This window comes from Wolbachia endosymbiont of Wiebesia pumilae (assembly GCF_017869285.1).
Taxonomy (GTDB): Bacteria; Pseudomonadota; Alphaproteobacteria; order Rickettsiales; family Anaplasmataceae; genus Wolbachia; species Wolbachia pipientis.
Window position 1 is genome coordinate 832780 of sequence record NZ_CP054557.1, and the last position, 12109, is coordinate 844888.

The following is a 12109-nucleotide window of genomic DNA, read 5'->3' on the forward strand; positions in this document are numbered from 1 at the left end:
GCGTTAGTAAATTATTTACTTTTTGAAATAAAATTTGGCATCACTTTAATATTGAGACTTAGTAAACCTCAGTAGGTCTGCCAGTTGGGCCCATAAGAATTATTTGCTCGCCTTCTCTTAAGTGTCTGCATAAATTAGTGGAGCCGCCGATTTCCAGCACAATAGTGGAAATAATTCCTTTTTTTTTGTCTACTTCAGTGCCGGTTACGGCTATACCTTCCATAGCAAGGTTTGTATTATTGGCTTTTCTGCCATTGGTTTCAAAATTTTGCAATCTAAAGAATTGCCCAGGCTTAAAATTCTTTGCCGCAAGTGGTGCTTTGATCACTATTTCCACAACTTTGTCTGTTAAATATTGAACTTTTATAACCTTTGCAGTGAATTGCTCTTTGATTCTATTAAATAATTCTTTATTAGCCAGGTCTTCAACACTTGACCACGCATTTTTTTTCTGGCCCACAACATCACACACTGGAATGACAGAAACGAAGCTATTAACTCCACTCAAAAGCTGAGAAATAATAGGGTAGCCGTTTTTAGCACTTGCCATAGCTTTCACGACGCTGCCACTATACGAAGGGTGAAGATCACCAAAAAAGCTGATTGTTTTATTGCCTTGCTTATACACTAATATTCTATCTTTATTTTGCATTTTAGGAGAAAATATTGGGTCTATTTCTTTTCCTGATGAATTCAAATGAGTAAAATACCCATTACTTAATTTAAAATGCTTTTTATCTTCTGTTGCAATAACTGTATTTGGCTCAGTACCTGCTGCTATAAAAATAGAACGTGCTTTTATACGTTTGATTTCGCCGGATTTTGTGTCTATCAGTTTTATTGACTCAGCATGGTTATATTTATCCGTCACAACTTCAACTGGCTCTAAGTTTTCAATAAAGTAAATTCCTTCTGACAGTGCATTTTGCACCTCTTCGCTATTTAATCGATAACTCGGTGAATCTTTTAGCTCTTTTCTATATATAACTTTCACTCCCCCGAGGCTCTGCATTAACTCTAATATTTTTATTTCTCTATTCTCTTTTTTTGTTAACTTTTGCTTTTCTCGGATCAATTGTGCGTGCGATATAAACTCATTCGCAATTTCGCGCTCTTCTTCTGTCCAATCTTTTTCAACACAGTCCTTTCCATACTTATCAACTAATATCTCATAACGAAGAAGAAATTTTTCTACTTGAATTGGATAATACGCTAAAGCTTCAGTGGCAGTGTCAATCGCAGTAAGCCCCGCCCCTATGACAACTATCGGCATACGAACTTGCAGATTTGCTATAGAATCAAATTTAAGAGCGCCAGTCAGTTGTAACGACATCAGAAAATCAGATGCCATGCGTACTCCACGAGCTAGTATGTTTTTTATTTTGATCATTCGTGGCTTACCAGAGCCAAGTGCTAGGGCGATGTGATCAAAACCCAAGTTGAACGCGTCATCAGCATTAATCGTGCCACCAAAACGAATGCCTCCATAAAGTACGAAATTCTCACGTCTTTCCAGCAGTAATCTAATAATCTTTAAGTAATTCTTATCCCACCGAGAAGTAATGCCATATTCTGCCACCCCACCAAACCCTCCTGCCGTGCGTTCACTCAATTTTTCGTGTTTGAAATCTTTAATTAGCTGGAAATTATCGATCAAAGGCTCAATTTTTAGTCCATCAATGGCAATAACGTTATGCCCATCATTCAACAAATGATGAGCTAAATTAAAACCAGCAGGACCAAGGCCTACAACTAGAACGTTTTTTCCAGTGTTTCCTCTTGGCAATGAACGCTGAAAATTTAAAGGATTCCAACGGCTGAGCAGAGAATATATTTCAAATCCGTACGGTAAACTGAGCACATCATCCAGAATCCTTGTTTCAATTGCTGGCACATTTACGGGTTCTTGTTTTTGATATATGCACGAATTCATGCAGTCATTGCATATTCTGTGTCCAGTAGCCGCGCATAATGGGTTATCTATCATCACAATTGCAAGACTTGCTATGCTGTACCCTTCGCTTTTCACCAGATTCATTTCTGATATTTTCTGCTCTAGTGGGCAGCCGTGCAGTTCAACTCTAAGTGGAGACTTTTTGAAAGTATTGTCATCATTAATTAGCCCCTTTGAGCAGCTATCCTTACTTTGCTTATGACAAAATATGCAGTAGTGAGCATTATCCAATGCTTTATCTAAACTAGCCTTTTCACTTGTTAGGTCAAAACCGTATCGTCTTTTTACTTCATTTGAATACAGCACTTCAACTTTGTCTACTTCTTTTTTAGAAAATGGTATGAGGTTTTCGTGGTCAATTTTTTTATGTATGCTAAATAATATGCTCTGTTTATTTTTCACTCTCCACGCTGCATATTGTACCGCAAGTTCTATTTCCTCTTTGTGATTTTCTTTATCTTCAAACCAATGCATCACCTGCTCAGCGAAATTTTTTTCTGTTGTTGGCAAAGTGAGAAAAGGACTTAGTTTGTTAGTAATATTTATATTCGCCACATTAGTGTATTTCTTCAATGCATAGCGTTGGACAAATAACCTTTTGCATTTATATATTACAGCAAAGTCGTTGTGCTTTTTCTTTAGCTCCTCTATTTCTTTTTCAATATTGAAAAGTTTTGCAATAAATCCATCAAGTAAGTACGAAAGGTCTATAATGAGCTGGCTATCTGTCATCCAAGTAGCTGACCGTTCTTCTTGTTTTCTAGATCCCAGTGTCAAGCACTGGGATGACGGGGGGTGACACTGGGATGACATCGAAGAAGAAGCTGCTTTTTCTCTTGCTTCAATTAATGAACAAAACAAGCTCTCATCACATGATTTAATATAATTCAAAAATGTCTCATCTAATTTTGTTAATCCATTGCGAGTATATAGATTCGAAAATGAGATTTTGAAATTCAGCTTCATTGCTATACTATAAAGTGTACATGCTGTTTCTTACAGATGAAGATTTTATTTATTTTGCAATACTGCTGAGATTGTTGCTTCTGCAACTTTTTCTTCGCTAACAGATGCAATACACCTAAATTTGTATACACCTAAACACACACTTTGAATGTTAGCTTGAAGAATCAATGTGTCCCCTGGAGTAACTAGCTTTCTGAATTTTGCATTTTCAATGGATCTCAAGTAAACAACTTTATTTTCTATTGTTTCTTTACCTAGAACACATATAGCAGATGCCTGAGCTAGAGATTCAATTATCAAGACTCCTGGCATTATCGGATGACCAGGGAAGTGGCCAATAAAAAATGGCTCATTGAAAGTCACATTTTTGATTGCTTTTATACTTTTACCAGGATCACACTCTATAACTCTATCTACTAAGAGAAACGGATAAGAATGTGGTAGTGTTTTTATAATATCACTGATATTAAATTGCATAAGTCTATTCAATGCCTTTTAAAGCAAATTCAGGTATTTCCTTGTTTATATTGTTTAATACCACATCTGATAAATCAACTTCATCCATGGAGTATAAAACTTGGTTCTTTTTTGAAATAAATAGTACCAAATCTATGTTGTTTTTTTCTGCCGTTTTTTTAGCGACTTCTTTTATCTTGTTAAAAACACTCTCTACTGCTTCTCTATAGCTTTCTTCTAAATGTAACATTTTTTTAGCATAATTATCTCTAACATTTACAGTGTGCTTATTAAATTGTCCTGTCTTTTCCTTTTTTGCTTCTTCTGACAAAAGGTCAAATTCTTCTTTTGATGGCTTAAGTTTTTCTAACTCATTTTCAAATTCTTGTTGTAATCTAGAATTCTGCTCCTTTATTTGTTGTTGTATATTTTGCAGAGCAAGAGATTCATTGATGACTTTGTCACTATCGATAATTGCAGCCTTTGTGTTCTGAGGTTGATATCCTACAAACTTATACCCCACAAATAAGGAAATAATTAAGGCAATAACTGATATAAATAACTGTATATATTTCATTCAAATCCCCGCTTCAATAGAAAATTTAACATTTGGTGATGGTATTATATCATAAGATTCCTTTACTAAAGGAAACCCGAAATCCAATCTAAGTCTACCAAAAGGAGAAAGCATTGAAAAGCCAAAACCTGGTGACACTCTCACAAGCTTGCTATCATAGTATTTCCCTTCATACTTCTTATTTTTATCATCTAAGCCAAAAAGTGTTGCATAGTCAACAAATAGTGAGCCTTTGATACCAGCATAGTCATATAGTTTTGGTAGAGGAAAATCCACTTGCTGTGTTAGATTAAAATAAGTTTTGCCTCCTAATGAGCTTTTATTTTTGTCTTCTGCTCTTGGTCCAATACCGGAAAGGTCAAACCCTCTAATCTCATTACCCCCTTTAAAAAAGTGCTGGCCAATGTTTAGATTTTCATCAGTATAAGAAAAAATATGACCTGCCGCCATCTTAAAGCGTAGCGTTATATCATCGTCAATTTTGCTTAATATAGGGTGCGTATAAAAAGATAAGAATTCAGATTTCAGGAAATTCACGTTTCCTCCCAATCCTGAAATATCCTGACTTAAGCGCAGTAAATACCCTTCTTTTGGAGTATAGAGGTTATCCAGTTTATTATATGCCAACGTGTATCCCACTGATGAAATCTGATGTTTACCTTTTCGGTCCAGTATTATTTCAGAGATATCGGTGTCTTGTCCACCCTTATTATCCATGTGTATATGATTATACTTATAAGAATAGCGAAGGGAATTAGTTAAGTTCTCTGTGACTTTATATGATAACTTTGTAAAAAATCCCATATCGCAACTATCAAAAGTAGTGTTTGGTTTATCTTGTTTTTCATAAAATACACCAATGCCTAGTGACGTATCAGAATCGTTAAAATTATTTTCAACAAACTCTAAATCAGTAGAAAATACGTATTGACTTTTTTCAAGAGCAAAAGAGAGCTCTTTTCCAGTACCAAATAAATTACGGTCTTTGAGGTCAATTTTAATCAATGCTCCACCAGGAAGAGACACACCTCCTCCCAAATACAACGAAGTAGTGTTTTTTTCTTTAACACTTAAGTCAAGATTTACTGTATTATCATTAACTGCATAACTATTTACTTTCACTGTTTCAAAAAAATCACTACTCATTAGTTTTTTACGTGACTTTTGAATCTCAGATATATTGTACGCATCACCTTCTGCTACACTTAGCTTACTTCTGATCACTTTATCTAAAGTGCGATCGTTACCATCAATTGTAATTTGATTTATATAAATCTTTTTACCCGGCAGCACTCTGTAGGTTACATCTACAACATTGTCACGTTGTGCATACTCTGGATTAACTTTTGCAAATATATATCCTTTCTCATTTAAATATTTGTTTATTTTTTCTACTGTATTATTAATTTTAACTCTATTAAATATCTTATCGTTTTCCTCTGTTATAAAATCCAATATTTCTTCTTTTAGGCTCAAATCCTGAATTTCAGTTTCAATATTAACCTCATTATTTCCAAATAAATACTGCTGTCCTTCGTCAATCAAAAAAGTTAACTCTGTTTGATTGTTATTATCAACCTCAACAATTGGTTGAATATTATTTTGAATATATCCTTTAGATGAATAAAAATGATCGAGCAATTCTGTGTTAATCAATAGATATTGCGGTGAATAATGATTTCCGCCTTTAAAAATAGCTCTAAATAACTTACTAAATATGTCATTACTATGTCTTTTGATAACTTGCTCTAGCTCATTTTCAGAAAAGTTTTTGTTGCCTATAAATCTTATATCCTTAATTTTAGAGGTTTTGCCTTCTTTTATTTTAAAAATTAGATTGACTCTATTGCCATCAAGCTTATTCAGGTCATATTCAATTTTAACACCAATCTTACCGTTATTTCTATAAGTAGTGACTAAATTCACTAAATCGTTTTGCAATTTTGTTTCAGTTAAAATAGTTAGCGACTTTGATTGAATCACATTACTTAGCAGCTCTTTGCTGTTAAATAACTTATTGCCTTTTAACACTACCTTGTTAATCAGTGGATTTTCTTGAATTTTTATTACTAAATTTTTTTTATCATCTATGTAAGCATTAACACTAGCAAATAACTTTGTTTTATATAGATCTTTTATAATTGAGTCTATATCATCGTCGTTTATATAATCACCAGATTTTAGTTTTATATAGAACCCTATTGTCTGGTTGCTTACCCTCTCATTACCAATACATTTGACATCTTTCACCTGCACTTTTTCCGCAGTTCCTAAAGCAACAAGCAGGGCAGGAAAAGAAATAAAAACCACTACCAGTATATAAAATAGCTTTTTCATATTTTATTTCAAAAAAGATCCCTAATATCATTTGACATTCCAGTTGCCATAAGCAAAAACAACACTAAAGCACCAAAAATAGCTGCATATTTTTGACATTTCAAGCTTAAATCCCTACGTATAACCGCTTCTATGATATAATGAAATAAATGCCCACCATCTAGCAGTGGTATTGGCAGCAAGTTAATTGCAGCTAAATTAGCTGAAATGATTGCCATAAAATATAGAACCATAATAAATCCCTTTTTAGCTGATTGTCCTGAATATTTTGCGATTTTTATTGGTCCACCTATTTCACTTGCACTCCTCTTACCAACAATAATTTGAAAGATAGCTTTAATCGTTAAGCACATAGTGTGGTAAGTTTCACTTACTGATAAGCTCACAGCCCCAAGAAAAGACGACTGCTTTAATGTATTGACTGAAATAATCCCTATAGTTTCTCTTTCTATTGTGTTGCCAAAAACGTCTTTGTCCTTGATTATTAATGGAGTTAAACTGGTCCTGTGCTTCTCATTATTTCTGCTATACTCAATCTCCATTCTTGTTTTAGGATTCGACATTATCACACGTGAAATATCTTCAAAGTATTTTATTTTATGCTCATTGATTTGTGTAATAGTGTCACCTGGCAACAAACCAGCTTGCTTAGCTGCACTACCTTCGATTACATTTTCAATCACCGGTGGAGTGCGATAATAACCTGCTATGCTAAAAAATATTGTAAAAGCTATAACAGCAAATACCATGTTTGCAAAAGGCCCTGCAAAAACTACTGCTGCTTTTTTATGACGCGGTTTTGTATGAAATGAATACAATTTTTCTTCTTCCGTTAATTCTTGTTGATCAGCTGGGACACTCGCTGCATTAGTATCTCCTAGCATTTTAACATAACCACCCAATGGAACAACGCTTAATTTCCATCTAGTTCCAGACTTATCGTTAAAACCAAAAATTTCAGGACCAAAACCTATGGAAAAAGATTCAACTTTAACTTTGCATGCTTTGGCAACAACATAATGCCCATATTCATGCACGAATACTATGACAGAAATTATTAAAGAAAATGATAAAAAATAATATATTCCATCGCTAAATTGATGGATAAGATTAGAAATTAATTCCACCTGTATATTTAGATCTTAACAAAATGTTAAGTATATTAAAATGCGCCTCGCTTGACAAGTATTTAGTTTAACTTTTAAATTAAAAAAAGTTTAATTGTAATGACAGATACCTCACTACTCAGAAGAAAATTAATATATAGAAGCTGGCATAGGGGTTGCAAAGAAACCGATATACTTTTAGGGCATTTCGCATTGAAATATCTTGATAAATTTTCCTTAAGCGAACTAATCGAATACGAAAAAATAGTTGATCTTGATGATTACGAATTATATTGTTACATAACTCGTAAGACAAACCTCCCTCCTGGCTTGAATAGTCAGATAGTCAATTTAATTGCTTGCTTTATTGAAGCTAATCCTTTATGCACTCAAGATTAGTGATAATCTTATTTACCTTATCTAGTACCTCAGTATATTCTATTCTTTTCTCGTTTCTATACTTTTCGCGCTCTTGATTTACTTCATCTAATCGCTTTGTTAATTCTAAAATTTTATCTTCAAGAATTAGTGCTGCAAGTAAGAAATTTAATGCATCCGAACCCTTACCTCCAGTTTTTTGAGATACAGAACTAACTAACTTGTCAAAACTATTAGCAAGGCGTAATAAATGATTCCCCTTCCCACTTTCGCAAGATATTTTATATGTGTTATTACGTATAACTATTTCTACTACTTGCATATGGTGCTAAAAATTTCTATCGTACAGTATAAACTCAAACCCCTACTTTCATCTTATTTATGGTATAAATTTTTATTCATTTATCAAATCAGATAATTTTTTACTGCTACGAAAATATGTTTTAAAGTATTGATTCTTTGTAAACTTCTGTAACATTAAATGGCTTGTTTCTTTCAAGTTATAACTTCTAACTGAAAAAGAACCAAACCCCCTAATTTCAACTCTATTATGATGTTTCAATGTGCTTGAAAGTATCCCAAAAAATCTATCAACTATAGCTGCTATAACAATCTTATCTAAAAAAGGATGTCTTTTTGCTACCCTCGCTATTATATCAGACTTTGTTGCCATTTATATGAAGCCAAAATAAGTAAACCTTATCACTTAGCAGATAATGCTATGTTATATTCTTCAACACCCAATACTTCAACTTCTATTTTTTCTGATATAGAGAATTTTTTATTCTCTGGTAAATGCTCTTGATCTATTAGAAGGGTTACATCGTTCTCAACTTCAACGACTAGTCCATTATCTTCTCTCTTACCTACAATAACCTGTATTTTATCACCTACCTTAACTTTCTTTATCAGTTCTTCAAGAGGATCATACTCTATTTGTTTTATTCCAAGATAAATTCTTGCCCGATTCACGTTAGCCCTTATTACTTTTGCTTCTATTTTATCACCTACATTATACTTCTTTATCTCATCTGAACCATTTTTAGACCAACTAAAATCTTTCACATATATTGTCCCTTCTACGTTCTCATCTATTTCAGAATCACCGAAAGCAACAGATACATATGAGCCGGTATTATTCTTCACTTCACCAGAAACAATAGAACCAGGAGGATATTTATTGATAAATACTTGCCAAGGGTTGTCTACACACCTTTTCATGCTTAAACTCATCCTACTCTTAGCAATGTCAATACTGAGAATTTTTACATATACTTCTTGTCCCCTTGTTACGAGACTACTAACTGGTAAATTACTCTTAACCCAAGTTATTTCTGACGAGTGCACTAAACCTTCAATTCCAGGTCTAAGCTCAACAAATAATCCATAATCTTCTATGCTTGTTACATAACCCTTATGCACACTATCAACTGGATATTTTGACTCTGCATCTTGCCAAGGGCTATCTTCTAGCTGCTTCACACCCAAGGAAATTTTAGCATTTTCCTTATCTATTTTTATAATTTTAACTTTTATAGTCTGACCACAAGTAAAAACTGCAGACGGATGACTTACCCTACTCCAAGAGATATCTGTAATATGTAACAATCCATCTATAACTCCCACTACATCTGATTCATGAATACCGACAAATACACCGTAATGAGTGATACTTTTTATTTTCCCTTCTATTATATCGCCTTCATTTAAAGATTCTAAAAATTTAATTTTTTCACCAGCGTGCAATTTTTCTAACACCAGCTTTCTTGATACTACAATATTGCCCTGCTTCTTATCCATTTTAAGCACGATGAACTTTTGTTCAGTTTCAATAAGGTGCTTCGCATCTTTTGCTTGCTTCAAATCCACATGACTCAGCGGTAAAAAAGCGCTTATTCCGTCACCAAGATCAACAATAAAGCCACATTTAATTGAGCGTTTAATAACTCCGCTTACTTCAGCCCTTGTAACTGTATCTTCTTCCAACTTATTCCATTTTTCGTCCCTAATTGCTTTTTCACGACTAAGAACAACATTACCATGATAATCTTCAATTCTTTCCACATAAACTCTGATTTTCGAGCCAATAATGACCTCATCATTACAACCGAGTTCCTTGATCAGAATTCTCCCGTCAGATTTTAAACCAATATCAACCACAACGTCGTTAGGGTTTATTCTTGTAATTACACCTTCTACCACATCTCCTTCTTTAATTTTGTTAACAAAAGAATCTTCAAACAAGGTATTATCTTGATCCTCAAATTGGCCTTGACATATCTCTTCTATAAATTTGTTTGATGATAGCTTTCTGATAGTAACCGGTAGATTTACGACTGGATTATTATTATTCATACCTTTAACTTAAACTTTATTAGAACTCATATATTATATAATATTAACAATTATTGACAAGTAATTTTTCATTAACTCATTTCGAGAATTGTTTAAGCTATATAAAATATAGTGAGAAAATTATATATGTATCAAGAATATGCTATTTAAGAATAGCAAGTGGATTAGATCGTTCTCCAGAAGGTCCAGGCTAAAACCTGATGTTGATGAAATATTGGAAAAATATTCTATTCAAAACAGCAAGGAATCTATAGAGAAAATTGTAAATTCACAAAAAAGAATATGGGTAGAAATAGGCTTTGGCAACGGTGAAAATATGCTTTACCAGGTGCTCAATGAACCTGATCTATTATTTATAGGATGTGAGCCCTACTTAAAGGGGGTTTCTCGCTTGCTAACAAACATAGAAATACAGAACATAAAAAATATTTTAATGTGGACAGAAGATGCAAGAGAATTGATTGCAAATTTTCCTGATAACAGTGTTGAAAGATTCTTTATTCTCTTTCCAGATCCATGGCCAAAAAGAAGTCACAATAAAAGACGATTAATTAATACGGAATTTTTAAATTTATTAGCAAAAAAAATACTTATAACAGGGGAAATATTCATTGCAACCGATCATCAGGACTATGCAGAGTGGATAGCATCACATATAAAGCAGTGTAACTCTTTAATCTATAGGGAAGACGATTTCACAAGTTATACTCTTACAAAATACCACAGAAGAGCGCTCAAAGATCAGCGTAAAGTGAGGTTCTTTAAAGTAAGTGTTATTAATAATTTGCAGACTATGGATCAATAGAGTTTTTGCATATCTCTTTTACGTTAACTATAGATTAAAAATAATAAAAAAAGAGGGAGAAATAGAGTAAATTCCTTTAACTACTTCTCCTTATGAAGGAATAGACTTCTTGCATAACCCAAACTAAGTAGAAAAAAGGTATCATCCAAGTAGCCCCTTTCTCGTCATGCCGCTGCGAATCGTCATACCGCCGCGGCGCTAACACGTAGCGGGATGATGAGGCTTATCGTCATGCCACCGCGAACCGTCATACCGTCACGGTATCTCTTAGCCGCTAACAAGTAGCGGGATGACGGTTGTCAGGTTAGCTGTTATCCCAGTTTTTGACACTGGGATGACAACGAAGGGCTACTTGGATGACAGGGAAGGATGCTGGAATGAAGGTTTTTCAAATTGTCGATAAACCTAAATCTATAATAACTATTTGCCTTTTTTCTAGGTTATGCAAGAAGTCTACTGAATAACAGTAAGATTTTTCAATCCTGTTCCACAGCAAATTTTAGTGCCATGTGAGTAGTTATGGTGCTGTTAACAATCAAAATAACAAAAACTAAGATGGTGATTAGTAGTGTATAAATATTCAAGGATAAATTTTCAAATTGAGTTAGCATTTTAAAATACACAAAGGTTGGCATTATCATTGGCAAAACAAGAATTTGCGATACTCCTGATGCTAAGTTGTTTTGACCAATCATCAATGCATTTCCAGTAGCTGAAATATTAGTGATTATCAGCGTATTAAATAATAAAGACACTCCAACTGCTATTGAGTGTTCAATACTATTGCCTAGAATTGCAAAGCTGAATATGGAAGAAATTACTGAAATCGGTAACCCAAATAATAACCAGTGAGCGAAAATTTTATAAGCAACTATAAGCCTAGAAGAGAGTGGCTGTACAAAGATTTGCTCTAATATTCCATCATGATAATCAGATGTAAACAAATTATTTGTAGAAATCTGCAAAACAAATGTAGCACATATCCATGTTAATGTTAACATAACTTCTTGTTTATTGTTGTTTTTAAGTGTAAATGAAGATAAACTTAACATTATGATAAAAATACATACTATATAGGTAAAGTTCTTATCATCTATTACTAATTTTTTTACTGAGTCGATCATACTAGGCTTTTAAATGTTTATTATAAATTATAGTGTTTACTTTGAGGTAGT

At 33.4% G+C, this 12109-nt stretch carries 11 protein-coding genes; 2 read left to right on the forward strand and 9 right to left on the reverse strand.

Going from position 1 to position 12109, the window contains the following annotated elements:
• Positions 1-58 precede the first annotated feature (58 nt).
• Genes HUB92_RS04345 through rseP form a run of 5 tightly spaced genes read right to left on the reverse strand, consistent with a single transcriptional unit; the run spans position 59 to position 7417 of the window.
• A complete protein-coding gene (locus tag HUB92_RS04345; RefSeq protein WP_209472490.1) occupies positions 59-2920 on the reverse strand; it encodes an FAD-dependent oxidoreductase in 2862 nt (953 codons plus the stop codon).
• Between the two features lie 45 nt (positions 2921-2965).
• A complete protein-coding gene (gene fabZ / locus HUB92_RS04350) occupies positions 2966-3397 on the reverse strand; it encodes a 3-hydroxyacyl-ACP dehydratase FabZ (RefSeq protein WP_010082082.1) in 432 nt (143 codons plus the stop codon).
• 4 nt (positions 3398-3401) lie between these two features.
• Entirely contained in the window at positions 3402-3953 is a 552-nt protein-coding gene (locus tag HUB92_RS04355; protein WP_209472492.1) for an OmpH family outer membrane protein, read from the reverse strand.
• A complete protein-coding gene (gene bamA, locus HUB92_RS04360) occupies positions 3954-6290 on the reverse strand; it encodes an outer membrane protein assembly factor BamA (RefSeq protein WP_209472494.1) in 2337 nt (778 codons plus the stop codon). It abuts the gene before it with no gap.
• Between the two features lie 8 nt (positions 6291-6298).
• Positions 6299-7417 carry an RIP metalloprotease RseP gene (gene rseP, locus HUB92_RS04365; protein ID WP_010082085.1) on the reverse strand — a complete coding sequence of 373 codons (1119 nt, stop codon included), beginning with the start codon at positions 7415-7417 and terminating at the stop codon, positions 6299-6301.
• Between the two features lie 99 nt (positions 7418-7516).
• Here rseP and HUB92_RS04370 point away from each other — a divergent pair, with 99 nt between their 5' ends.
• Positions 7517-7795 (forward strand): FAD assembly factor SdhE, encoded by a 279-nt coding sequence (locus HUB92_RS04370; RefSeq protein ID WP_006279484.1) that lies wholly within the window; start codon positions 7517-7519, stop codon positions 7793-7795.
• Here the strand turns inward: HUB92_RS04370 and HUB92_RS04375 are convergent.
• The 3 genes from HUB92_RS04375 to HUB92_RS04385 form a co-directional block, all read right to left on the reverse strand.
• The gene (locus HUB92_RS04375) at positions 7770-8096 is read right to left on the reverse strand and encodes a cell division protein ZapA (RefSeq protein ID WP_010082086.1); all 327 of its coding nucleotides are present in this window, start codon (positions 8094-8096) and stop codon (positions 7770-7772) included. The genes HUB92_RS04370 and HUB92_RS04375 overlap by 26 nt on opposite strands.
• 72 nt (positions 8097-8168) lie before the next feature.
• A complete protein-coding gene (locus tag HUB92_RS04380) occupies positions 8169-8447 on the reverse strand; it encodes an HU family DNA-binding protein (RefSeq protein WP_010963035.1) in 279 nt (92 codons plus the stop codon).
• A gap of 29 nt (positions 8448-8476) precedes the next feature.
• Complete coding sequence (locus HUB92_RS04385) at positions 8477-10129, reverse strand: 30S ribosomal protein S1 (RefSeq protein ID WP_209472496.1); 1653 nt, start codon at positions 10127-10129, stop codon at positions 8477-8479.
• Between the two features lie 139 nt (positions 10130-10268).
• Between HUB92_RS04385 and trmB the strand changes: the two genes are divergently transcribed.
• A complete protein-coding gene (gene trmB, locus HUB92_RS04390; protein ID WP_012673367.1) occupies positions 10269-10934 on the forward strand; it encodes a tRNA (guanosine(46)-N7)-methyltransferase TrmB in 666 nt (221 codons plus the stop codon).
• 476 nt (positions 10935-11410) lie between these two features.
• Here the strand turns inward: trmB and HUB92_RS04395 are convergent, their stop codons facing one another.
• Positions 11411-12058, reverse strand: coding sequence for a heme exporter protein CcmB (locus tag HUB92_RS04395; protein WP_010963039.1), 648 nt, complete (start codon positions 12056-12058; stop codon positions 11411-11413).
• Positions 12059-12109 lie beyond the last annotated feature (51 nt).

Coding starts and splice junctions, on each gene's coding strand:
- HUB92_RS04370 (WP_006279484.1), top strand. CDS start 7,517: ATGACAGATACCTCACTACTCAGAAGAAAATTAATATATAGAAGCTGG.
- bamA (WP_209472494.1), bottom strand. CDS start 6,290: ATGAAAAAGCTATTTTATATACTGGTAGTGGTTTTTATTTCTTTTCCT.
- fabZ (WP_010082082.1), bottom strand. CDS start 3,397: ATGCAATTTAATATCAGTGATATTATAAAAACACTACCACATTCTTAT.
- HUB92_RS04355 (WP_209472492.1), bottom strand. CDS start 3,953: ATGAAATATATACAGTTATTTATATCAGTTATTGCCTTAATTATTTCC.
- HUB92_RS04395 (WP_010963039.1), bottom strand. CDS start 12,058: ATGATCGACTCAGTAAAAAAATTAGTAATAGATGATAAGAACTTTACC.
- HUB92_RS04385 (WP_209472496.1), bottom strand. CDS start 10,129: ATGAATAATAATAATCCAGTCGTAAATCTACCGGTTACTATCAGAAAG.
- HUB92_RS04380 (WP_010963035.1), bottom strand. CDS start 8,447: ATGGCAACAAAGTCTGATATAATAGCGAGGGTAGCAAAAAGACATCCT.
- HUB92_RS04345 (WP_209472490.1), bottom strand. CDS start 2,920: ATGAAGCTGAATTTCAAAATCTCATTTTCGAATCTATATACTCGCAAT.
- HUB92_RS04375 (WP_010082086.1), bottom strand. CDS start 8,096: ATGCAAGTAGTAGAAATAGTTATACGTAATAACACATATAAAATATCT.
- trmB (WP_012673367.1), top strand. CDS start 10,269: ATGCTATTTAAGAATAGCAAGTGGATTAGATCGTTCTCCAGAAGGTCC.